General features: G+C 59.8%; 20 protein-coding genes and 3 tRNA genes. 16 read left to right on the top strand and 7 right to left on the bottom strand.

Annotated elements, in window-relative coordinates; translation table 11 throughout:
- Positions 1-46 precede the first annotated feature (46 nt).
- Positions 47-1,279: a serine/threonine transporter SstT gene (gene sstT / locus PFLCHA0_RS20310; RefSeq protein WP_015636354.1), complete on the bottom strand. Its 1,233-nt coding sequence runs from the start codon at positions 1,277-1,279 to the stop codon at positions 47-49.
- A 341-nt stretch (positions 1,280-1,620) separates the two neighbouring features.
- Between sstT and PFLCHA0_RS20305 the strand changes: the two genes are divergently transcribed.
- On the top strand, positions 1,621-2,778 hold the full coding sequence (locus PFLCHA0_RS20305; protein ID WP_019092848.1) for an MFS transporter: 1,158 nt from the start codon (positions 1,621-1,623) through the stop codon (positions 2,776-2,778).
- Here PFLCHA0_RS20305 and nhaR read toward each other — a convergent pair whose 3' ends face one another.
- A complete protein-coding gene (gene nhaR / locus PFLCHA0_RS20300) occupies positions 2,779-3,684 on the bottom strand; it encodes a transcriptional activator NhaR (RefSeq protein ID WP_011062282.1) in 906 nt (301 codons plus the stop codon).
- A gap of 134 nt (positions 3,685-3,818) precedes the next feature.
- Between nhaR and PFLCHA0_RS20295 the strand changes: the two genes are divergently transcribed.
- On the top strand, positions 3,819-4,070 hold the full coding sequence (locus tag PFLCHA0_RS20295) for a hypothetical protein (protein ID WP_011062281.1): 252 nt from the start codon (positions 3,819-3,821) through the stop codon (positions 4,068-4,070).
- Between the two features lie 30 nt (positions 4,071-4,100).
- Positions 4,101-4,856 carry a TerC family protein gene (locus tag PFLCHA0_RS20290; RefSeq protein WP_015636352.1) on the top strand — a complete coding sequence of 252 codons (756 nt, stop codon included), beginning with the start codon at positions 4,101-4,103 and terminating at the stop codon, positions 4,854-4,856.
- 79 nt (positions 4,857-4,935) lie between these two features.
- On the opposite strand, the gene PFLCHA0_RS31870 is transcribed toward PFLCHA0_RS20290, so the two are convergent.
- On the bottom strand, positions 4,936-5,106 hold the full coding sequence (locus PFLCHA0_RS31870) for a hypothetical protein (protein WP_015636351.1): 171 nt from the start codon (positions 5,104-5,106) through the stop codon (positions 4,936-4,938).
- Positions 5,107-5,328: 222 nt separating this feature from the next.
- Here PFLCHA0_RS31870 and PFLCHA0_RS20285 point away from each other — a divergent pair, with 222 nt between their 5' ends.
- A complete protein-coding gene (locus tag PFLCHA0_RS20285) occupies positions 5,329-6,003 on the top strand; it encodes a peptidase C39 family protein (protein ID WP_011062278.1) in 675 nt (224 codons plus the stop codon).
- 53 nt (positions 6,004-6,056) lie between these two features.
- On the opposite strand, the gene pbpG is transcribed toward PFLCHA0_RS20285, so the two are convergent.
- Positions 6,057-6,995 (bottom strand): D-alanyl-D-alanine endopeptidase, encoded by a 939-nt coding sequence (gene pbpG / locus PFLCHA0_RS20280; RefSeq protein ID WP_011062277.1) that lies wholly within the window; start codon positions 6,993-6,995, stop codon positions 6,057-6,059.
- Positions 6,996-7,277: 282 nt separating this feature from the next.
- Complete coding sequence (gene folD, locus PFLCHA0_RS20275; protein ID WP_011062276.1) at positions 7,278-8,132, bottom strand: bifunctional methylenetetrahydrofolate dehydrogenase/methenyltetrahydrofolate cyclohydrolase FolD; 855 nt, start codon at positions 8,130-8,132, stop codon at positions 7,278-7,280.
- Between the two features lie 280 nt (positions 8,133-8,412).
- On the opposite strand from folD, the gene PFLCHA0_RS20270 reads away from it, so the two are divergent.
- The 9 genes from PFLCHA0_RS20270 to PFLCHA0_RS20235 all read left to right on the top strand — a co-directional run bounded on the left by PFLCHA0_RS20270 (position 8,413) and on the right by PFLCHA0_RS20235 (position 17,663).
- A tRNA-Arg gene (locus PFLCHA0_RS20270) sits at positions 8,413-8,489 on the top strand.
- Positions 8,490-8,521: 32 nt separating this feature from the next.
- A tRNA-His gene (locus PFLCHA0_RS20265) sits at positions 8,522-8,597 on the top strand.
- Positions 8,598-8,654: 57 nt separating this feature from the next.
- A tRNA-Leu gene (locus PFLCHA0_RS20260) sits at positions 8,655-8,739 on the top strand.
- A gap of 411 nt (positions 8,740-9,150) precedes the next feature.
- Positions 9,151-10,461 carry a trigger factor gene (tig, locus tag PFLCHA0_RS20255; protein WP_015636350.1) on the top strand — a complete coding sequence of 437 codons (1,311 nt, stop codon included), beginning with the start codon at positions 9,151-9,153 and terminating at the stop codon, positions 10,459-10,461.
- Positions 10,462-10,553: 92 nt separating this feature from the next.
- Positions 10,554-11,189, top strand: coding sequence for an ATP-dependent Clp endopeptidase proteolytic subunit ClpP (gene clpP, locus PFLCHA0_RS20250; protein ID WP_011062274.1), 636 nt, complete (start codon positions 10,554-10,556; stop codon positions 11,187-11,189).
- Positions 11,190-11,301: 112 nt separating this feature from the next.
- The gene (gene clpX / locus PFLCHA0_RS20245; protein WP_011062273.1) at positions 11,302-12,585 is read left to right on the top strand and encodes an ATP-dependent Clp protease ATP-binding subunit ClpX; all 1,284 of its coding nucleotides are present in this window, start codon (positions 11,302-11,304) and stop codon (positions 12,583-12,585) included.
- A 162-nt stretch (positions 12,586-12,747) separates the two neighbouring features.
- Positions 12,748-15,144: an endopeptidase La gene (gene lon / locus PFLCHA0_RS20240; RefSeq protein WP_011062272.1), complete on the top strand. Its 2,397-nt coding sequence runs from the start codon at positions 12,748-12,750 to the stop codon at positions 15,142-15,144.
- Between the two features lie 148 nt (positions 15,145-15,292).
- On the top strand, positions 15,293-15,565 hold the full coding sequence (locus PFLCHA0_RS31345) for an HU family DNA-binding protein (RefSeq protein ID WP_011062271.1): 273 nt from the start codon (positions 15,293-15,295) through the stop codon (positions 15,563-15,565).
- Positions 15,566-15,791: 226 nt separating this feature from the next.
- On the top strand, positions 15,792-17,663 hold the full coding sequence (locus PFLCHA0_RS20235) for a SurA N-terminal domain-containing protein (protein ID WP_015636349.1): 1,872 nt from the start codon (positions 15,792-15,794) through the stop codon (positions 17,661-17,663).
- A 69-nt stretch (positions 17,664-17,732) separates the two neighbouring features.
- Here the strand turns inward: PFLCHA0_RS20235 and PFLCHA0_RS20230 are convergent, their stop codons facing one another.
- Positions 17,733-18,698 (bottom strand): AraC family transcriptional regulator ligand-binding domain-containing protein, encoded by a 966-nt coding sequence (locus tag PFLCHA0_RS20230; RefSeq protein ID WP_015636348.1) that lies wholly within the window; start codon positions 18,696-18,698, stop codon positions 17,733-17,735.
- Between the two features lie 66 nt (positions 18,699-18,764).
- On the opposite strand from PFLCHA0_RS20230, the gene PFLCHA0_RS20225 reads away from it, so the two are divergent.
- On the top strand, positions 18,765-19,643 hold the full coding sequence (locus tag PFLCHA0_RS20225; RefSeq protein WP_015636347.1) for a sterol desaturase family protein: 879 nt from the start codon (positions 18,765-18,767) through the stop codon (positions 19,641-19,643).
- 58 nt (positions 19,644-19,701) lie between these two features.
- On the opposite strand, the gene PFLCHA0_RS20220 is transcribed toward PFLCHA0_RS20225, so the two are convergent.
- Positions 19,702-20,907 carry an MFS transporter gene (locus PFLCHA0_RS20220; protein WP_015636346.1) on the bottom strand — a complete coding sequence of 402 codons (1,206 nt, stop codon included), beginning with the start codon at positions 20,905-20,907 and terminating at the stop codon, positions 19,702-19,704.
- Positions 20,908-21,031: 124 nt separating this feature from the next.
- Between PFLCHA0_RS20220 and PFLCHA0_RS20215 the strand changes: the two genes are divergently transcribed.
- Both PFLCHA0_RS20215 and PFLCHA0_RS20210 read left to right on the top strand, forming a co-directional pair.
- A complete protein-coding gene (locus PFLCHA0_RS20215; protein WP_011062266.1) occupies positions 21,032-21,931 on the top strand; it encodes a LysR family transcriptional regulator in 900 nt (299 codons plus the stop codon).
- A 92-nt stretch (positions 21,932-22,023) separates the two neighbouring features.
- Positions 22,024-22,869, top strand: coding sequence for a DUF2242 domain-containing protein (locus PFLCHA0_RS20210; RefSeq protein ID WP_015636345.1), 846 nt, complete (start codon positions 22,024-22,026; stop codon positions 22,867-22,869).
- Positions 22,870-22,871: the final 2 nt, after the last annotated feature.

Here is a 22,871-nt window from a genome sequence, read left to right as displayed (position 1 = left end):
GGGTTCGGCAGTGGCTACAGGGCCATGCCGATCCGGGATGTGCGCATCAGGCCGAGGCTTGCGCCTTGTCTTCCTGGGCCATGCACGCGGCGGCGGTGAAGAGTACGTCGGTGGAGGAATTCAGCGCGGTTTCCGCCGAATCCTGCAGCACGCCGATGATGAAGCCTACGGCCACCACCTGCATGGCGATTTCGCTGGGAATGCCGAACAGGCTGCAGGCCAGGGGAATCAGCAGCAGCGAGCCGCCGGCCACGCCGGAAGCACCGCAGGCGCAGATGGCCGCGACCACGCTGAGCAGCACGGCGGTGGGCAGGTCGACGGCGATACCGAGGGTGTGCACGGCGGCCAGGGTCAGCACGGTAATGGTGATTGCCGCGCCGGCCATGTTGATGGTGGCGCCCAGCGGGATCGACACCGAGTAGGTGTCTTCATGCAGGCCCAGGCGCTTGCTCAGTTCCAGGTTGACTGGAATGTTGGCCGCCGAGCTGCGGGTGAAGAAGGCGGTGATGCCACTTTCGCGCAGGCAGGTCAGCACCAGCGGGAAGGGGTTGCGGCGAATCTTCCAGAACACGATCAGCGGGTTCATCACCAGGGCCACGAACAGCATGCAGCCGATCAGGACCGCCAGCAGGTGCAGGTAGCCGAGCAGGGCGTTGAAGCCCGAGGTGGCCAGGGTCGAGGCCACCAGGCCGAAGATCCCCAGGGGCGCGAAGCGGATCACCACGCGCACGATGACGGTCACCCCGTTGGACAGGTCATCGAGCACGGTGCGGGTGGTCTCGCCGGCATGGCGGATGGCCACGCCCATGCCAATGGCCCAGGCCAGGATGCCGATGAAGTTGGCGTTCATCAGGGCGCTGACCGGGTTGTCCACCACGCTCAGCAGCAGGCTTTGCAGCACTTCGGTGATCCCGCCGGGCGCGCTGATGGCCACGTCGTGGGTCGACAGCACCAGGGCGGAAGGAAACAGGCTGCTGGCGATCACCGCGACCACGGCGGCGGCGAAGGTGCCCAGCAGGTAGAGCACCAGGATCGGCCGGATATGGGTTTCCTGGCCGTGCTTGTGGTTGGCGATGGAGGCCATGACCAGCACGAACACCAGGATCGGGGCCACGGCCTTGAGCGCCGAGACGAATACCTTGCCGATAAAGGTGGTGGATTTCGCCACCTCCGGTGCCAGCAGTGCCAGGGCGATACCGGCGATCAGGCCGATAACGATCTGCGTGACCAGGCTCAGGCGTTTGAGGGAATGCAGAAAGGAAGGGGGTGAAGCGCTCATAGCGGTATCTCTGTTTTTTTTAATGTGCGGAGCCTGCCGGTCGCCAGCGCCGGTGGTTGAACCGCCAGGCACAGACGCAGTCTGAAAAGGCGACGGGCGATCGAGACGTTTGAAGGGTAGACGAACTCGACAGGGCCTGTTTTCAGCAGGGGGCGGACTTTATCACAGCAGGCCGGGGTTACCGCGTCGATGTGACGATCTGCCACTTGCCCCTTGCAGAGCCGTGCACGCGGTGGTTGCCCGGAGCCGGGCGCACTCTGTTAAGATTCGCCATCCCCTTTTTCTATCCAGTCAGCGGGCCCTTCGGGCTGTCGCTGCTGTCGCTGTTTCTGGAGTTCTGCATGCTGTTGCCCATCCTGCTGTTGTCGGCCGCCGGTTTTACCGTGCTGACCACGGAGTTCATCATCGTCGGCCTGTTGCCGTCGATTGCCCGCGACCTGCAGGTCAGCGTGTCCCAGGCCGGGCTGCTGGTGACCCTGTTCGCCTTTACCGTGGCTGCCTTCGGGCCATTTCTGACCGCCTACTTCGCGCGTTTTCCCCGCAAGAAGCTGTTTATCAGCGTGCTGGTGATGTTCGGCCTGGCCAATACCCTGGCGGCGCTGGCGCCGAACATCTGGGTGATGTCCCTGGCGCGGCTGGTGCCGGCCCTAGGGTTGCCGGTGTTCTGGGCCCTGGCCAGCGAGACGGCGGTGGACATCGTCGGCCCGGACTACGCCGGGCGGGCGATTGCCAAGATCGGCTTTGGCATTGTCTGCGCCACGGTGTTCGGGATTCCCGTGGGCACCCTGATTGCCGATGCGTTCGGCTGGCGCAGCGCCTTCGGCATCCTGGCGGTGGTGGCGTTCGCCAAGGCCCTGTTGCTGTTTATCTACCTGCCGCAAACCCGCCAGCACAACGAGCAGGTGAGCCTGCGGGCGCAGTTTCGCATCCTGCGCAGCCCGCTGATGCAAGGGCATGTGCTGCTGTCGATCCTGGTATTTAGCGGCATGTTCACTGCCTACACCTACCTGGCGGACATACTCGAGCGCCTGGCCGGGTTCGACGGTGCGCTGGTGGGCTGGTGCCTGATGGGCTTTGGCGCGGTGGGCCTGATCGGCAATTCCCTGGGCGGCCGGGCGGTGGACCGTCACCCGTTGATCGCCTCCATGGTGTTCTGCGCACTGATGATCGGCGGCATGGTAGCCCTGGTGCCGAGCATTCATTCGACCCTGGGGCTGGCAGCGGCCATGGCCATCTGGGGCGTGACCCAGGCGGCGATGTTCCTGGTGAGCCATGTGCGCTTGATCAAGGCGGCTCCCCAGGCGCCGGCCTTCGCCGCTTCGTTGAACATTGCCGGGGCCAACCTGGGCATTGGCCTGGGGGCAATGGTCGGCGGCCGGGTGATCGATACCCTGGGCCTGGGCAGCCTGGGGTTCGCGGCCTCGGGTTTCATTCTGCTGTCGATCGCCCTGGCGCTGCTGCTGATGAAGCTCAAAGCGCCGAGTGCCTGCGCTTCCTGATCAGAGATTGAGGGGCGTGAACAATTCCCGTCGCGCCCCTTCGGTAATGGCCACGATGCCGGGGTGCTTGACCTTGCGCTCCACGGAAATGGCGTAGAACGACTCGGCCACGGCATCGGTCTGGCCAATCAGTTGCACTCCGTACTGGTGCATGACCTCGTCGGCAATCACGCTCGGGGCGATGAAGATTCCACTGCCGGATTGGCCAAAGGCCTGCATCAGGGCGCTGTCGTCGAATTCACCGATGATCCGTGGCTGCAACTGTTGCTCGGCGAACCAGCGCAGCAGGCGGCTGCGGACCACGGTTTCCTGCCCGGGAATCAGCAGTGGCGCGCCGTGCAGGCCCCGGGGGAAGTCGGCGCCGTGCCGTCGCGCCAGCTCCTCGGTGGCGAAGAAACTGATGCCGCATTCCCCTAGCTTCTGGCTGTAGCCCTTGATGTCCAGGTGCGAGGGCATCGGGCTGTCGGAAATCACCAGGTCCAGGCGCTGGATGGCCAGGTCCGCCAGCAGGCGTTCGAGCTTGTCTTCGCGACAGGTCAGGCGGATCGGCTCGCTGAGCTCCATGGTCGGGGCGATCAGGCGATAGACGATGGACTTGGGCACCACATCCGCCACGCCGACCCGGAACTGGATCTGCTGTTCGTCGGGGCGGGCGCGGAGCATGGCTTCCAGCTCGCCCCCGAGCTGGAACATCTGCTCGGCGTAGGGCAGGGCCTGGCGTCCGGCTTCGGTCAGCTCCAACTGGCGGCCAACCCGGCGAAACAATTCGATGCCGTAAGTCTGTTCCAGCAGGCTGATCTGGCCGCTGATGGTTTGCGGGGTCAGGTTCAACTGGTCGCAGGCGCGGACGATGCTGCCGGTCTTGGCCACAACCCAGAAATAATGCAGCTGGCGGTAGTTGAGCATGGGCACATTCAGTTCGTAAAAAGCGAAGTATAACTGCTAAAAAAACGAATTTTCCTGAAGTATCACTCTCCTTAGAATGCCTCGCTATCGCCGGGGCCCTACTTGGTCCCGTCCGTTCTATCGAGGAATACGGCATGTCTTTCAAAACCTTGGGCGCAGCGTCGCTGCTGGCCCTGTCTATGCTGACCCTGGCGGGTTGTGACCAGGCGGAAAAAAGCGCGCAGCAGATGCTGGGCAAGGCGGCGGAGTCGGCCAAGCAGGCCATCGACGATACCCACAAAGCGGCAGAACAGGCGCTCAGCGATGCGACTCAGAGCGTGACCGGCAAGGAAAAGCCAGAGGACGACAGCGAGAAGAAACCAGCGCCTGCGTCCCAGGAAATCTGATCTTTCATACAACCGAGTCAGGATTGACCCATGGATTACCTTTTACAGCTCGCTGCAAGCCCCACCGCCTGGGTCGCCCTGGCCACCCTGGTGGTGATGGAGATCGTGCTTGGCATCGATAACCTGATCTTTATCTCCATCCTCACCAACAAGTTGCCGCAAAAGCACCGGGCCAAGGCACGACGCATCGGTATCGGCATGGCCTTGATCCTGCGCCTGGCGCTGCTCAGTACCATTGCGTTCATCGTCCAGCTCACTGAGCCGGTGATTGAAGTGATGGGGCAGAGTTTCTCCTGGAAGGACATGATCCTGATTGCCGGTGGCCTGTTCCTGGTGTGGAAAGCCACCACGGAAATCCACCACAGCATGGACCCTGAACCTGAGCAGGCCAAGAACGAGACTCCGGGCGTGGCTATCGGCTTTGCCGCAGCGATCGGTCAGATCCTGTTGCTGGACATGGTGTTCTCCATCGACAGCATCATTACTGCAGTCGGCATGACCGAGCATTTGCCGATCATGATCATTGCCGTGGTGGTGTCGGTGCTGGTGATGCTGCTGGCGGCCGAACCGCTGGCCAAGTTCATCAATGACAACCCGACCGTGGTGATGCTGGCCCTGGGCTTCTTGATCATGATCGGCATGACCCTGATCGCCGAAGGTTTCGGCGCCCATGTGCCCAAGGGCTATGTGTATGCGGCGATGGCCTTCTCGGCGGCCATTGAGAGTCTCAACATGCTGGCCCGCCGGGCCCGGCAGAAGCGTCAGGCGGCCCGTAGCGACGCTTGATCCGCAGCCATGACTGGCGGCCGCCTGTACTCCTTGGAGTCAGGCGGCCGCTTTGTTTCAGGGGTAGGGGAAACCTTGATCAGTGGGCAGCGGCAGGACGCCGGGCGCTCTTTCCAGCCTTGATGGCGGGGGCTGCTTGCGGGGGCTGATGGTGGTGGCGGCGGGTGATGCGCAGCACGCCCCAGAGCATAGCGGCGGCTACCGCCAGCCAGCCGAGGATCAGCATCAGGATGGTCGTTGTCAGGCTCATAAGTGCCTCCTTTATGCCCCGTGCGGGGCACACACTCTTAACAATCGACAGTCTAGTAGCCTATGTGTTTCAAGCTATTGACCAATAGTCGAGAGTCTTCGAACACTTCGCTCTATGGTTTTCAATTAACTGGCGCCTAACGCTATACCCTTGCCCGCGGGCGCCCTATTATCAGGGCCCCAGCCGGAGGCGGGTCGCCCGGTGTCTGAATAGAGAGCAAAGATGGTGCGGGTATTTCCTCGGTTTCGAGTGGCGCTGCTGGCCAGCGCCTGTGTCTTGGCCCTGGCCGGTTGTGCCGGTAGCGTACAGCCTGACATCCAGCGCCTGCCGGAACGTGTCGAACTCAACAGCGTGCCGTCTTTCCGTGGCCAGATGTACCAGAGCGGCCCAGGTGCACTGGCCAGCATGCTGTCGCAGCAGGGCGTGGTGATCACGCCCGGTCTGCTGGACAAGCCATTGCATCTGCCGGGTGCCGAGGCGCAGTTGCAGCAGAACATGCAGAACCTGGCGCGTGAATACGGCATGGTCGTCTATCCCCTGGATAACCAATTGTCGGCGTTGCTGACGCAGGTGGCGGCGGGTTACCCGGTGCTGGTGCGCTTTACCGAGGGTTCGACATTCTGGGCTGAGCCGCGCTATGCCGTGCTGGCCGGCTATAACCGCGACAAGCAGACAGTGCTGTTGCGTGGGGCGAAAAGCCGTCGGCAACTGATGAGCTTCAGCGAGTTCGAGTCATCCTGGAAGAGTGCCGGCAGCTTTGCGGTACTGATCCAGGCCCCCAACCAGTTGCCGGCCAAGGTGGATCGCCAGCGTTGGTTGAAAGCCGTCAATGAATTGGCCCAGGCCGGCCAGGAGCAGGCGGCAGCCCGGGCGAGCAAGGCACTCGACAGTCATTGAGTGTGCTACAGACAACAACGGCGCCTGAGGGCGCCGTTGTTTTTTGCCGGGTATCAGTGTGAGGCCTGGGGAGCGGCGACCTGACGGTTCTTCAGGTTCTTGTCCGCTTTGTAGCGCAGGGCGACGTCCGGTACCGAGCCGCTCTTACCGGTTTCGACCCAATTGCGGATGCGGCTGGCATCGGCGAAGTGGGTGTATTTGCCGAAGGCATCAAGAATCACCAGCGCTACCGGGCGATTACCCATGCTGGTGACCAGCACCAGGCAGTGGCCGGCCTGGTTGGTAAAGCCGGTCTTGGTGATCTTGATGTCCCATTTTTCCTTGTTCACTAGATGGTCGGTATTACGGAAGCCCAGGGTGTAGTTGGGCTTGCGAAAGGCTACGGTCTTTTCCTTGGTGGTACTCAGTTCGCTGAGCAGCGGGTACTTGCGCGAAGCCACCAGCAACTTGCTCAGGTCACGGGCGGTGGAAACGTTGTGGATCGACAGGCCTGTAGGCTCCACGTAGCGGGTGTGGGTCATGCCCAGGGACTTGGCCTTGGCGTTCATTGCTGCGATGAACGCCGCGTAGCCGCCCGGGTAGTGATGGGCCAGGCTGGCGGCAGCACGGTTTTCCGAAGACATCAGGGCGATCAGCAGTGTGTCCCGGCGGCTCAGCTCACTGTTGAGCTTGACCCGGGAGAACACCCCTTTCATTTCCGGGGTGTCGCTGATGTTCATGGAGATGTATTCGTCCAGGGGCAGCTTGGCGTCCAGGACCACCATGGCGGTCATCAGCTTGGTCACCGAGGCGATGGGGACTATCACGTCCGGGTTGCTGGAATAGATAACTTTGTTGGTCTGCAGATCCAGCAGCAGGGCGCTACCGGACGCGATATGCAATTGTGAAGTGTCTCTTGGCGCCGCGGTGGTTTCGCTGGCGTCGACGCTGTGCGCGATCAGTGTGCCGGACACAGCAAACAACAAGCTGAGAATGGAGAGACGAATTTTCACGCGGGCGGACTCGATAAAGAATGGATATGCCGTTGGCTAACGGGCTTTCTGGGAAAAACGTTACATTTTATGAGTATGGCTGAAGAACTGTCGATTGTTCTTCCACGGTCAGCCGAAAGCCCTTAAAAATAAAGAAAAAACACGTTTTTTTCCTGAACGGTAGGGCTTTGCGCAGCAATGGGCGCGGGCTAAGAGTCAGGGGTGATAAAGAGCCCGGGCGGCCTTTAATTTCAGAATAAAAAAACCCGCCATTGGCGGGTTTTCTGTTGCGGGGCAGCAAACTCAGCTGTGCAGCGATTCGGCTGCGTACAGCGTGTTTTCCAGCAGGCAGGCGCGGGTCATGGGGCCGACGCCACCAGGTACTGGGGTGATCCAGCCGGCGCGGGGCAGGGCGGTTTCATACACCACGTCACCCACCAGCTTGCCGTCGTCCTGGCGATTGATGCCAACGTCGATGACGATTGCGCCTTCCTTGATCCACTCGCCCTTGACCAGGCCCGGCTTGCCGGCGGCTACGACTACCAGGTCGGCACGGCCGACATGACCAGCCAGATCCTTGGTGAAGCGGTGGGTCACGGTCACGGTGCAACCGGCCAGCAGCAACTCCATGGCCATCGGGCGACCAACGATATTGGAAGCGCCGACAACCACTGCATCCATGCCGTACAGATCGGCACCGGTGCTTTCCAGAAGGGTCATGATGCCCTTGGGGGTGCAAGGGCGCAGCAGTGGAATGCGCTGGGCCAGGCGACCGACGTTATAAGGATGGAAACCGTCCACGTCTTTGTCCGGGCGAATACGCTCCAGTAATAGAGAAGCGTCCAGGTGCTCGGGAAGCGGCAACTGCAGCAGGACGCCATCGATGTTCGGGTCATCGTTGAGGCGGTCGATCAAGCCGGCCAGGTCCTCTTGAGTGGTGTTGGCGGGCAAGTCATAGGCTTGGGAAAGGAAGCCGACCTCTTCGCAGTCTTTACGCTTGTGCGAGACATAAACTTGAGAGGCCGGGTCGCTGCCGACCAGAATCACCGCGAGGCCTGGAGTACGCAGGCCTTGCTGGCGACGCTCGGCGACGCGTTTGGCGATCTGCTGGCGCAGGCTAGCGGCGATCGCCTTGCCGTCGATTAGTTGTGCAGTCATGACGCGTGATTAACCATCGAGAGGGTGAGAAAAAGAGAACGCATTCTCGCATGTCGGAACGTGAGGGCAAAGGCGCTTGGTCTGCAAATTCCCCTAAGCCCTTTAATTAAATGAATTTTTTTCAAAAAAGAGTTGACGACCTAACGGACCGTCTATAACATTCGTCGCACTTGTCGGGCACAGCCTAGCACTGGTTAAGAAGGTCGGGCAGAGTTGATGTTTAACTCGTAACGACTGAAAGCAATTAGTTTGTAATCGTTAAAGAATACAGATTAATAAGGCGCCCGTAGCTCAGCTGGATAGAGCATCCGCCTTCTAAGCGGATGGTCGCAGGTTCGAGTCCTGCCGGGTGCGCCATTAGGCAGCTTTGGCACAAGTAACGCAATATGGTGGGCGTAGCTCAGTTGGTAGAGCACAGGATTGTGACTCCTGTTGTCGTGGGTTCGATCCCCATCGTCCACCCCATATTCGAAGAAGGCGCCAGATTAATAGTCTGGCGCCTTTGCTTTAAAAGCTTGTTACGCGGACGTGGTGGAATTGGTAGACACACTGGATTTAGGTTCCAGCGCCGCAAGGTGTAAGAGTTCGAGTCTCTTCGTCCGCACCAATAAAGTAGCTAGTTAATAGCAGATAACGGCGCAGCACCTGAAAAGGGCTGCGCCGTTTTCGTTTCTGGATTTGATACCTCTAAATGGCTGCATCCGATGAGCCGGTTGAGTGGCAGAATGTTGTCCTTTGGTCGTTGAGGGTTCCGGGTTTCAGCTATTGGCTGGCGTTTTTCAGGGGTGTGCTGAACGACTCCTTCTATATATAGAAGGGTTGAAGTAGAGGCCCTGGTTTGGTTCGCAATATTTGCTCTCATGGCGAGGCTCAATCCTTTGTCCCCGCCTTCACATTGCCGGCGGTTTTTTACCCGTTTTCAGTAGGGTGACTTCTTGAGTTTGACCCTCTAGAATGCATGCCCTTGATTCTGGGGTCGGAAAACGGCCGGCTAACGTCTGTGCAACGAGGAATATCCATGCAAGTTTCTGTTGAAAATACTTCTGCTCTTGAGCGCCGCATGAGCATCACCGTGCCGGCTGAGCGCATCGAGAGCCAGGTCAACAAGCGTCTGCAGCAGACTGCCCAAAAGGCCAAGATTCCAGGCTTCCGTCCTGGCAAGGTTCCAATGAGCGTGATCCGTCAGCGTTATGAGGCTGATGCGCGTCAAGAAGCAGTAGGTGATGTGATCCAGGCTTCCTTCTATGAAGCCGTTGTCGAGCAGAAACTGAACCCTGCCGGCGCTCCTTCGGTCGAGCCTAAAGTGCTGGAGAAGGGCAAGGACCTGGAGTACGTTGCCACTTTTGAAGTGTTCCCAGAGTTCACTGTTGCCGGCTTCGAAAACATCGCCGTTGAGCGCCTGAGCGCTGATGTGGCTGATGCCGACCTGGATAACATGCTGGAAATCCTGCGCAAGCAGAACGTGCGTTTTGAAGTGGCCGATCGTGCTGCGCAGAACGACGATCAACTGAACATCGATTTCGTTGGCAAGGTCGACGGTGAAGTCTTCGCCGGTGGTTCGGCCAAGGGTACCCAGCTGGTGCTGGGCTCGGGTCGCATGATTCCTGGCTTCGAAGAAGGCCTGGTAGGCGCCAAGGCGGGTGAAGAGCGCGTCCTGAATCTGACCTTCCCTGAGAACTATCAGAACCTGGATCTGGCCAACAAGGCCGCCGAGTTCACTGTGACTGTCAACAGCGTTTCCGAGCCTAAGCTGCCAGAGCTGACCGAGGAGTTCTTCGCTCAGTTCGGCATCAAGGAAGCAGGTCTGGAAGGCTTCCGCGCCGAAGTTCGCAAGAACATGGAGCGCGAACTGCGTCAGGCCATCAAGTCCAAAGTGAAGAATCAGGTCATGGACGGTCTGCTGGCCTCCAACCCGATCGAAGTGCCGAAGGCGCTGCTGGACAACGAAGTTAACCGTCTGCGCGTTCAAGCTGTCCAGCAATTCGGTGGCAACATCAAGCCGGATCAACTGCCAGCCGAGCTGTTCGAAGAGCAGGCCAAGCGTCGCGTGGTACTGGGTTTGATCGTTGCTGAGGTTGTTAAGCAGTTCGATCTGAAGCCTGATGAAGGCCGCGTTCGCGAGCTGATCCAGGAAATGGCTTCGGCTTATCAGGAACCTGAGCAGGTCGTGTCCTGGTACTACAAGAACGAGCAGCAATTGAACGAAGTTCGTTCGGTTGTGCTGGAAGAACAAGTTGTGGATACTGTTCTGCAGAAAGCTAGCGTGACCGACAAATCGGTCTCCTACGAAGAAGCGGTCAAGCCGGTAGAAGCACCTCAAGCCGACTGATTTTCTTCTCGTTCGAAGCACACACCATAAGCCAGCCTTCGCGCTGGCTTATGCGTATTCAAGACGTGACTATTTGGGAGTGACTGCAGAGCATGTTCCGTAATTCGTATATTCAGCAGAACTCTGATATCCAGGCCGCAGGCGGCCTGGTCCCGATGGTTGTCGAGCAGTCCGCTCGTGGCGAGCGCGCCTACGACATCTACTCGCGCCTCCTCAAGGAGCGAGTGATTTTTCTGGTGGGCCCTGTAGAGGACTACATGGCCAACCTGATCTGTGCGCAACTGCTGTTCCTTGAAGCGGAAAACCCGGACAAGGACATCCATCTCTATATCAACTCCCCGGGCGGTTCGGTGACAGCTGGCATGTCGATCTACGACACCATGCAGTTCATCAAGCCTAACGTTTCAACCACTTGTATTGGCCAGGCATGCAGCATGGGCGCGTTCTTGCTGACAGCCGGCGCTCCAGGCAAGCGTTTCTGCCTGCCAAACTCCCGAGTGATGATTCACCAGCCACTGGGCGGTTTCCAGGGTCAGGCATCGGATATTGAAATCCATGCCAAGGAAATCCTCTTCATCCGTGAGCGTCTCAACACGCTGATGGCCAAGCATAGCGGGCGCACCCTGGAAGAAATCGAGCGCGATACCAATCGCGATAACTTCATGAGCGCCGAAGCTGCGCGTGAGTACGGGTTGATCGACGAAGTCATCAACCAGCGCCCCGCTTAAAATAAGCAGCTCAAAATAGGCATGGTCGGTTGTTCCGATCAGTGGCGGGCTTGAAAAAGCCCGCAATAGCCTTCATCTTGTGTTGCAAGCCTATCGGATTTGGATCGAACGAATGACTGACACCCGCAACGGCGAGGACAACGGCAAACTGCTTTATTGCTCCTTCTGTGGCAAAAGCCAGCATGAAGTGCGCAAATTGATTGCCGGCCCCTCGGTCTTTATCTGCGACGAGTGCGTCGACCTGTGCAATGACATCATCCGTGAGGAGGTGCAGGAAGCACAGGCCGAGAGCAGCGCGCATAAATTGCCTTCGCCTAAAGAAATCAGCGGCATCCTTGATCAGTACGTGATTGGTCAGGAGCGTGCAAAAAAGGTTCTAGCAGTAGCGGTGTACAACCACTACAAGCGTCTGAACCAGCGTGACAAGAAGAGTGACGACGTCGAACTTGGCAAGAGCAACATCTTGCTGATCGGCCCTACAGGTTCGGGTAAGACGCTGTTGGCCGAAACCCTGGCTCGCCTGTTGAATGTACCTTTCACCATCGCCGATGCCACTACCCTGACCGAAGCCGGTTATGTGGGGGAAGACGTCGAGAACATCATTCAGAAGTTGCTGCAGAAGTGCGACTACGACGTAGAGAAGGCCCAGATGGGCATTGTCTACATCGATGAGATCGACAAGATTTCCCGCAAGTCTGACAACCCTTCGATTACCCGGGATGTTTCCGGCGAAGGCGTTCAGCAAGCCCTGTTGAAGTTGATTGAAGGCACGGTTGCCTCCGTTCCTCCGCAAGGTGGTCGCAAGCATCCGCAGCAGGAATTCCTGCAGGTCGATACCCGTAACATCCTGTTCATCTGTGGTGGTGCGTTCTCGGGTCTGGAAAAGGTTATTCAAAACCGTTCCACCAAGGGCGGCATCGGTTTCAACGCAGAAGTTCGCAGCAAGGAAGAAGGCAAGAAAGTCGGTGAGTCCCTGCGTGAAGTCGAGCCTGACGATTTGGTCAAGTTCGGTCTGATCCCGGAATTCGTCGGTCGTCTGCCTGTCCTGGCGACCTTGGATGAGTTGGACGAAGCGGCATTGATTCAGATCCTCACCGAACCGAAGAACGCCTTGACCAAGCAGTACGCCAAGTTGTTCGAGATGGAAGGTGTTGACCTGGAGTTCCGTACCGATGCCTTGAAGTCCGTCGCCAAGCGAGCCCTTGAACGCAAGACTGGTGCTCGTGGCCTGCGCTCCATTCTTGAAGGTGTTCTGCTCGACACTATGTATGAAATCCCCTCGCAGTCCGAGGTGAGTAAAGTAGTGATCGACGAAAGCGTTATTGAAGGCAAGTCCCAGCCACTGTACATCTATGAGAACAGTGAGCCGACGGCCAAGGCGGCGCCAGACGCGTAAGCGTCGCGCTGTTGGAATGAAAGAAGGGGCCTTCGGGCCCCTTTGTTTTTAGCGCCTTAAAGTGCTGTCTTTGAGCTTGTTTTTTTTCCAGGCAGCCCCCATCTTGGTTTCAAGCTTACTTCCATCTGTTTACGGCCTTACGGCCGCCGTAGAGGCGAAATCATGAAGACAACCATCGAATTGCCTCTCCTGCCATTGCGTGATGTTGTGGTTTATCCGCACATGGTTATCCCGCTGTTCGTGGGGCGCGAGAAGTCGATCGAAGCCCTCGAGGCAGCGATGACGGGCGACAAGCAGATTCTCTTGCTGGCGCAGAGAAACCCTGCTGATGACGATCCCGGTGAAGATGCACTCTATCGCGTAGGTACCATTGCGACTGTCTTGCAGTTGCTCAAATTGCCTGATGGCACCGTCAAGGTATTGGTTGAAGGCGAACAGCGTGGTGCTGTTGAGCGCTTCAGCGAAGTTGATGGCCATTGCCGTGCCGAAGTCTCCCTGATTGACGAAGTCGATGCTCCTGACCGTGAGTCGGAAGTGTTTGTTCGCAGTCTGCTGTCCCAGTTCGAGCAGTACGTGCAACTGGGCAAGAAAGTCCCTGCCGAGGTGCTGTCGTCCCTCAATAGCATCGATGAGCCAAGCCGCCTGGTGGATACCATGGCTGCGCACATGGCGTTGAAGATCGAGCAGAAGCAGGAAATCCTCGAGATCATCGATCTGTCCGCTCGGGTCGAGCATGTCCTGGCATTGCTGGACGCCGAGATCGATCTGCTGCAAGTGGAAAAGCGCATCCGTGGTCGCGTCAAGAAGCAAATGGAGCGCAGCCAGCGCGAGTACTACCTGAATGAGCAGATGAAGGCCATTCAGAAAGAACTGGGTGATGGCGACGAAGGGCACAACGAAATCGAGGAGCTGAAAAAGCGTATCGATGCCGCAGGCCTGCCAAAAGACGCGATGACCAAGGCTCAGGCCGAACTGAACAAGCTCAAGCAGATGTCGCCGATGTCTGCCGAGGCTACTGTGGTCCGCTCTTATATCGACTGGCTGGTTCAGGTGCCGTGGAAGGCACAGAGCAAGGTTCGTCTCGATCTGGCACGTGCCGAAGATATTCTCGATGCCGACCACTATGGCCTGGAAGAGGTCAAGGAACGGATTCTCGAATACCTCGCCGTACAGAAGCGGGTGAAAAAGATTCGTGGCCCGGTACTGTGCCTGGTGGGGCCTCCTGGGGTGGGTAAAACCTCCCTGGCGGAGTCGATCGCCAACGCTACCAACCGCAAGTTCGTACGCATGGCCCTGGGTGGCGTGCGTGACGAGGCGGAGATTCGTGGGCATCGTCGGACTTACATCGGTTCGATGCCAGGAAGATTGATTCAAAAGATGACAAAGGTGGGGGTGCGCAACCCACTGTTCTTGCTCGACGAAATCGACAAGATGGGCAGCGATATGCGCGGTGATCCGGCCTCGGCATTGCTCGAGGTGCTGGACCCCGAGCAGAACCATAATTTCAACGATCACTACCTGGAAGTCGATTACGACTTGTCCGATGTGATGTTCCTCTGCACCTCCAACTCGATGAATATTCCGCCGGCCTTGCTGGACCGGATGGAGGTGATTCGTCTGCCTGGCTACACCGAGGACGAGAAGATCAACATCGCGGTCAAGTACCTCTCGCCCAAGCAGATTCAGGCCAACGGCCTGAAGAAGGGCGAGCTGGAATTCGAGCCGGATGCGATCCGCGACATCATTCGCTACTACACCCGCGAGGCCGGTGTACGCGGCCTGGAGCGGCAGATTGCCAAGGTCTGCCGCAAGGCGGTGAAAGAGCATGCGATGGAAAAGCGCTTCTCGGTGAAGGTCACTTCCGACCTGCTGGAGCACTTCCTCGGCGTGCGCAAATTCCGCTACGGCCTGGCCGAGCAGCAAGACCAGATCGGTCAGGTGACCGGGTTGGCATGGACTCAAGTGGGCGGTGAACTGCTGACCATCGAAGCCGCTGTGGTTCCGGGCAAGGGCCAGTTGATCAAGACCGGTTCCCTGGGCGATGTGATGGTCGAGTCGATCACAGCAGCACTGACCGTGGTGCGCAGCCGGGCCAAGAGCCTGGGCATTCCCCTGGACTTCCACGAGAAGCGCGACACCCATATCCACATGCCAGAAGGGGCGACCCCGAAAGACGGCCCCAGCGCGGGTGTAGGCATGTGCACGGCGCTGGTTTCGGCGCTGACCGGCATTCCGGTGCGGGCTGATGTGGCAATGACGGGCGAGATCACTCTGCGTGGTCAGGTATTGGCTATCGGCGGGTTGAAAGAGAAATTACTCGCCGCTCATCGGGGTGGAATCAAGACAGTGATCATTCCGGAAGAGAATGTTCGCGATTTGAAAGAAATTCCTGACAATATCAAGCAGGATCTGCAGATTAAACCGGTTAAATGGATTGACGAAGTCCTGCAAATTGCGCTGCAATACGCGCCGGAGCCCTTGCCGGATGTGGCTCCCGAGATAGTCGCAAAGGACGAAAAACGCGAGTCTGACTCTAAGGAAAGAATTAGCACGCATTAGTACGCATTAGCCTGGGGGGCTTCCTTGACAGCTTTTTAGAGCCCTTGTTATAAAGCGGCTCTTAAGTGTCTGTAGGCCATTCAGCACTCGTTTTTGCTTTCACCAAAAAACTTAGAATCATACTCATAGATATATAAGGGGACTTAGAGTGAACAAGTCGGAACTGATTGATGCTATCGCTGCATCTGCTGATCTCCCGAAAGCTGCTGCTGGCCGTGCGCTGGACGCAGTAATCGAATCCGTTACTGGCGCTCTGAAGGCCGGTGACTCTGTGGTGCTGGTTGGTTTCGGTACTTTCTCCGTAACTGATCGTCCAGCGCGTATCGGTCGTAACCCACAGACCGGTAAGACTCTGGAAATCGCTGCTGCTAAAAAGCCAGGTTTCAAAGCCGGTAAAGCACTGAAAGAAGCCGTTAACTAAGTTTCTTCAGGGTCTTTGCCCATCCGGGTCGGGGTCATGCCTGATCTGGCAGCGGGGCGCTAGTCAACCGGTCTACCACCGGTTCACGCCGAGGGTCGCGGGTTTAACCTTCGTCCGCTCCGCCAGTTACGAGAAGGCGCATCCTCGGATGCGCCTTTCTTCTATCCGGACTCTACCCACGCTCCACGGTTGCTCAAATTGAAGTACAACCGTTTCTGGGGGACGCATGCTGCAGAATATCAGGGACAATTCACAAGGCTGGATTGCCAAAACCATCATCGGGGTTATCGTCGCGCTGTTGGCGTTGACGGGATTCGATGCCATTTTCAAGGCCACTACCCACAATCAGGACGCGGCCAAGGTCAACGGTGAGGAAATCACTCAGAACGAGTTGAGCCAGGCCGTCGACATGCAACGTCGTCAGTTGATGCAGCAGCTGGGCAAAGACTTCGATGCCTCCCTGCTGGACGAGAAGATGCTGCGCGAAGCTGCTCTCAAAGGGCTGATCGACCGCAAGCTGTTGCTGCAAGGTGCGCAGGATTCCAAGTTCGCGTTCTCCGAAGGTGCGCTGGACCAGGTCATTCTGCAAACGCCGGAGTTCCAGGTTGATGGCAAGTTCAGCCCCGAGCGCTTCGACCAGGTGATCCGTCAACTGGGTTACACCCGCCTGCAATTTCGCCAGATGCTGACTCAGGAAATGCTGATCGGCCAGGTACGCGCCGGTCTGGCAGGCAGCGGTTTTGTCACCGACGCCCAGGTGCTGGCATTCGCCCGTCTGGAAAAGCAGACCCGTGACTTCGCTTCCCTGACCATCAAGGCCGACCCGGCAGCGGTCAAGTTGACCGACGACGAGGTCAAGGCGTACTACGACCAGCACGCCAAGGAGTTCATGACTCCGGACCAGGTGGTGATTGATTACATCGAATTGAAGAAGGCCGCCTTCTTCGATCAGGTCAGCGTCAAGGACGAGGACCTGCAAGCGCTGTATCAGAAGGAAATTGCCAACCTGTCCGAGCAACGCCGCGCGGCGCACATCCTCATCGAAGTCAATGACAAGGTGAATGAGGCCCAGGCCAAGGCCAAGATCGAAGAGATCCAGGCACGTCTGGCCAAGGGCGAAAGCTTCGAGGCACTGGCCAAGGAGTTCTCCCAGGACCCGGGTTCGGCCAGCAACGGCGGCGACCTGGGTTTCGCAGGTCCTGGCGTCTATGACCCAACCTTCGAGAAAGCCCTGTACGCCTTGAACAAGGACCAGGTATCGGCGCCGGTACGTACCGACTTCGGTTTCCACCTGATCAAGCTGCTGGGTGTCGAAGCGCCGGAAGTGCCGAGCTTCGCCAGCCTCAAGGGCAAGCTGACCCGGGATCTGAAGACCCAGCAGGTCGAGCAGCGTTTCGTCGAGGCCACCAAGCAACTGGAAGACTCGTCGTTCGAAGCGTCCGATCTGGCACAACCGGCCCAGGACCTGAAGCTGACTGTCCACACTTCCGCGCCATTCGGCCGTGAAGGTGGTGACGGCATCGCAGCCAACCGCGCCGTGATACAAGCGGCGTTCAGCACCGAAGTCCTCGATGAGGGTGCCAATAGCACCGCCATCGAACTGGACCCGGAAACCGTGGTAGTGCTGCGTGCCAAGGAGCACCGCAAACCTGAGCAACTGCCACTGGAAAGCGTTGCCAGTGCCATTCGCACGCAATTGGCCAAAGAGCACGCCAGTGCCGCGGCCAAGACCAAGGCTGAAGAGCTGATCGCCAGCCTGCGCGACGGCAAGACCGCGCTGAACAAGCCGGTGGATGGCCAGGACTGGAAAGTCGCGCACGCCGTGACCCGTGGCCAGGAAGGGATCGATCCGACCGTGCTGCAGGCGCTGTTCCGCATGACCAAGCCTGAGTCCAAGGACAAACCGACCTTCACCAGCGTGACCCTGCCTAATGGCAACCTGTTGGTGCTGCAGCTCAATGGTGTCAACGAAGCCGCTGCGCCGACCGAGGAAGAGAAGGCTCAATACCGTCGCTTCCTGGCCTCGCGGGTAGGGCAGCAAGACTTTGCCGCCTACCGCAAGCAGCTGGAAAACCAGGCGGACATCAAGCGTTACTGATGTCTGACCCACAGTGTTGAAAAGACCCCGGCCGCAATGCCGGGGTCTTTTTTTGGGCTGGAAAAAACTTCAGCCAAGGGCGTTCTTCCAGCGTTTGCGTGCATGCAGGTAGGCCGCCTGATCGTTGTAGCCCAACTGCAGGGCAATCTGGGCCCGGGATTCGCCTTGCAGTTGCAGGTGCATTTCCAGCTCGGCGCGGGTCTGGTCGAGCAATTCGCGAAAGCTCAACCCCTGTTCCTCCAGGCGTCGCCGCAGCGTTCGCGGGGTTTGATGCAGTTGCGCGCAAAGGCTTTCCAGGGTTGGTGAGTGGCCGGCGGCCAGGGCCTGGCGACAAGCCGCTGCCACCTTGGCGGCCCAACCGCTCTGTCGCCGGTGCAGGGCCACCCGTCGATCCAGCTCCTCGCTCAGCAGTTCCAGCATGCCGGCGTGGCGGGTTTGCAGCGGCAGTTGCAGGGTTTGCGGGTCGAAGTAGAAACGGTTGGCCGGGCAATCGAATTCGATCCGCTTGCCGAACCAGTGATGGTACTGCGCGTGATAGGCCGGGCGTGGATGGCTGAAGCAGGCCAGTACCGGCTGCACCGCAAGGCCGGTGCCACGGCGCAACTGAGTGATGGACATGACGCCATAGTGCTCGATCAGGTAGCGGCCGAGTGGCGCCGATGTGTCGATATCAACCTCGACACCGGCCCCCCGGGTATCCGCCACCAGCTGTACCCGGTCGGTATCCGAACCCAAGGGCGCGTAGCGCACCCAGAACGCCATGGACGCGGCGACATCCGGACAGTACAGGCTGGCGTGGGCGATCACGTGCCAGTCCTGGGGGGTGAAGCGTTCGAACAGTTTGAGGCCGATGGCCGGCTCCAGCGCTGCCGCGGCGCGCCACAGCTGCTCCAGCTGCAGCAGGTTGTAGTCCTGCTGGGGGCCGGTGTTCTGGTCATCGAGAAAGCGTTGCAGGACTTCACCCAGGCGCCCGCGATGGAAACGCGGGGCCATGCCCTTGGCCGGATCTCGCGGAATTCTGTCCAGTTCGCGCATAGAGCGGGCTGCCTTGCTGATCTCTAATGGTGGGGCGATGCCCACAAGGATAAGAGCGAGAATGCCATGAACCACGACCTGCTGACCAACAACCCGCTGCTGATCGTTTCGGCGATCTTTGTGTTTTTCATCCTCCTGGAAATCACCTGTTCGGCCTTTGGCCAACCTCGCGGCCAGCGCCGTGATGTGTTGATCGAGGCGGTGGGCTCAAGCCTGTTGCTCGGTGTGACCTTTCCCCTGGTGATGTGGGCCAGCGGCGCGCTCATGCAGCTATCGCTGCCCGAAGCAAAGGGAGCACTGGCACAGATCCCCTGGGTACTCGGCCTGCTGCTGTTCCTGGTCTTCGATGACATGACCCAGTACTGGTGGCACCGATTGACCCACCGCGTACCGGCGCTGTACGCGTTGCATCGCGCGCACCATTCGGCGCCCTACATGAGCATTCGCATCGTCTACCGCAACAACAGCTTCTATTACCTGCTGATGCCCGGCATCTGGTTCTCGGGAGTGCTGATTTATCTGGGGCTGGCGCCGGTCTACTACGGTTACCTGATTCTCAAGATGACGGTGATCTTCGCCGCTCACAGCAGTGTGGCCTGGGATGACAAGCTGTACCGCATCGGTTTTCTGCGGCCGCTGATGTGGTTGCTGGAGCGGGTCTTTTCTACGCCGTCCACCCATTCGGCGCACCACGGCCTGAGCGCCGAGGATGGTGTGACCCATTACAAGGGCAACTTCGGCAACCTGCTGTTCCTCTGGGATGTGCTGTTTGGTACGGCGAAGATCACTCGGCGCCGGCCCGTTGCCTATGGCATCGAACACTTGGCACCCGTGAGCTGGACGCAAGAGTTGTTCTGGCCGCTGGTACGCAGCCGTAAAGCCCGCTCCAGTGCAGGGGCGAAGGTAGAGGGCGCCTTGCCGGCGAACCCTGCTTCGCAAGGCTAGGCATTCTTTCTCGAGCCCTGGTGCTGGAGCCCCGGCCACCCGAGCCGGGAGCCGGATTTTAAGCCCGGGCAGGGAAGCCCTCGCGTCGGGCGTTCATCGCCACTAGCAGGGTCACCAGCAACAGGGCGGCAATCACCCAGGGGAAGGTGGCCACGCCCGGCCCCTGCAGCAGCAGCGCGCCGCCCAGGCCGCCACCGGCGATTGCCAGGTTCCACAGGGTCACCAGCATCGACTGCGCAGTATCGGCGTGCTCGCCGGCGGCCTTGGCCAGCGCAGTCTGCAGCAAGGTGGCCATGCCGCCAAAGGACAGCCCCCAGATAGCGATTGCCCCATAGATTGCCAGTGGCCGGTCGCCGAGCAGGCCCAGCAGCAGGGTCGAGCCGATAAACAGCAGACAGCTGGCCAGTACCAGCTCACGCAGCCAGCGGTCGATCAGCAGGCCCACCAGCCAGATGCTCAGCAAGGCGGCCAGGCCGAACACCAGCAACACCCGCTCGATTTCCCCGCCAAGCCCGGCCGGCTCAAGAAAAGGCGCGATGTAGGTGTAGAGAATGTTGTGGCCCAGCACATAGGCGAAGGTCACGAACAGCACCGGCCGGATCCCCGGCAGGGTCAGGACACGACTCAGCGACAGGCGCTTCTGCGCCCGCAGCCCGGGGAAGTCCGGCACTTGCACCAGTACCCAGCCGATCAGGCCCAGGGTCAGCACAGTCATCACGGCGAAACTCATGCGCCAGCCCAGCAGGGCGCCCAGCCAGGTCCCGGCGGGCATGCCCACCGACAGCGCCAGCGGCGCGCCGAGCATGGCCAGGGTAATCGCCCGGCCCTGCAAGTGTGGCGCCACCATGCGGCTGGCATAACCTGCCACTAGGGCCCAGAGCAAGCCGGCGAAGACTCCGGCAAAGAAGCGCGCCACCAGGATCAGGCTGTATTCGGTGGAGAGGGCCGTGATGCTGTTGACCACGGCGAAACCGCCGATGGCGATCAGCAGCAGGGGCCGGCGCCGCCAGCCCTGGGTGAGGAGGATCAGCGGAATGGCCGCCAGCAGTGAGCCCAGGGCGTAGACGGTCACCAGTTGGCCGATCAGCGCTGCAGACACGCCCAGGTCGGCACTCATCTGCGGTAGCAGGCCGGCGGGCAGGGTTTCGGTCATCAGGGTGATGAACCCGGCAGTGGCCAGGGCCAGCAGGCCGCCGACAGGCAGGCGTTCGTGGGTTGTGGCAGGTACTTGCAAGGGTTCGCAGGCATTGACGCAATTGCTCATGGAAAGGCCCCGATGGGTGGGTTCGGAAGTGAGGGGCCTAGGGTAGGGCGCTGTTCATGGCGGAAAAATAGGCTAAGGTTCCGAACTTATCGGACACAGGTGTCCTTAATTTCGGAGCGACGCGATGGACTGGCTCGGCAGTATCCCGGTGTTTATGCAGGTGGCGGAAACCCGCAGCTTCACCGAAGCGGGGCGCCTTCTGGGAGTCTCTTCCTCGGCGGTTGGCAAAAGTATTGCCCGTCTGGAGGAGCGCCTGGAGACTCGTCTGTTTCATCGCACCACCCGCAGCATCAGCCTCACCGCCGAAGGCGCCGGATTCCTCGAACGCTGCCGCAGGATCGCCGCCGAAGTCGAGGCGGCGGAGTTCCAGCTATGTGACTCTTCCAGCGCGCCGGTGGGCAAGCTGCGGGTCAGCGCGCCGCAGGTCCATGGGTTGTTGATGCCGGTACTGGCCGAGTTCATGCAACGCTATCCGCAGATCGAGCTGGATATCGACCTCTCCGATCGCATGGTGGATGTGGTGGAAGAGGGTTTCGACCTGGTAGTGCGCACCGGCAACCCCAAGGACTCGCGGTTGCTGGCCCGGCAGCTGGGGCGCTTTCGCATGGTGCTGGTGGGCAGCCCCGGCTATTTCCAGCAGCGCGGCGTGCCGCAGACCCCGCAGGAATTGCGCAGTCACTCCTGCCTGCGGCATACCTTTCACCACACTGGCAAGCTCGAGGCCTGGCCCTTCAAGGTTCAAGCGGATGCGCCGGAGCCGGTGCTGCCCACTCGCCTGACCAGCAGCTCCATCGAGGCGGTGGAGCACGCGGCGCGCAGCGGGCTGGGCATTGCCTGCCTGCCGGACTTCATGGTCCAGGCCGCGGTGCGCCGTGGCGAGTTGCAAACCGTGCTCGACCCATACCTGGAGCACAACGGCGCCTTCTGGGTGTTGTGGCCCTCGAGCCGACATGCAGCGGCCAAGCTGCGGGTGTTGATCGAGCACTTGAGCGAGCGACTTTTTCCGGCAAACAGTGGTCAGTAAACTGATGAGAAATTTAAGGCACCAATTACCCGCGCTGCGGGACGCTGATCTGTTGCACAATACGCGCCGGAGCGTTTTCCTCAGGATTCTCGATGTTTAAATCATTTCATCTGCGCGCCACGGCCGGGGTGTTGCTGCTGTCTGCGGTGGCCGGCTGTTCGTCGCACAAGACCGCCATCTACGAGCACGAAAGCTTCGATGATTCCGGCACGTTTTCGCGCAATTACCCGGTGAGCGATGCCGCCTCCTGTGAGGCCGCGCGGCGTGCCCTGCTCAGCCAGGGCTACATCATCACCAGCAACGATCCGAAGCTGGTCAGCGGCCACAAGAGCTTCCAGCAGACCGGCGAGACCCACCTGGAAATCAGCTTCAACGTGGTTTGTGCCCAGGACGGCAGCGGCGACCAGCGTTCGACGATGTTCGCCAACGCCCTGCAGGATCGCTATGCGCTGAAGAAGGTGAACAACTCGGCCAGCCTCGGCGTGGGCGTGCTGGGCTCGGTGTCGATGCCGATCGGCTCTACCGATGATTCGATGGTCAAGGTGGCCAGCGAAACCGTGTCCTCGGCCAAGTTCTATGACCGCTATTTCGCCCTGGTGGAGTTGTTCCTGCCCCAGGAAGCGAAGAAGGCGGCGCATATCGAAGAGAAACCCAAGGCCGACCTCGGGGTTCCCGAGAACAAGCCCGAGGCGCCAGCCAAGCCCGAGCCCAAGGCGCAGCCAGTGGTCGAGCCTGCCCCTGTGGCCGCGCCGGCACCCGCCACCGAGCCTGAGCCTGCGGTCTCGCAACCCCTGGCTCCTCCGGTCGAGGCGGCGCCGATAGTGCCGGCAGCCAGCAGCGAGCCAGCGCCCGCCACACAAACCGTCACGCCGCCACCGGCCAGCAACCTGCCGCCGCCCAGCGAGCCGATTCCGGCCCTGCCGAGCAGCGGGCACTAAGG

Origin of the sequence: Pseudomonas protegens CHA0 (assembly GCF_000397205.1) — a bacterium.
Taxonomy (GTDB): domain Bacteria; phylum Pseudomonadota; class Gammaproteobacteria; order Pseudomonadales; family Pseudomonadaceae; genus Aquipseudomonas; species Aquipseudomonas protegens.
This window is presented reverse-complemented; position numbering and strand designations above follow the sequence as displayed.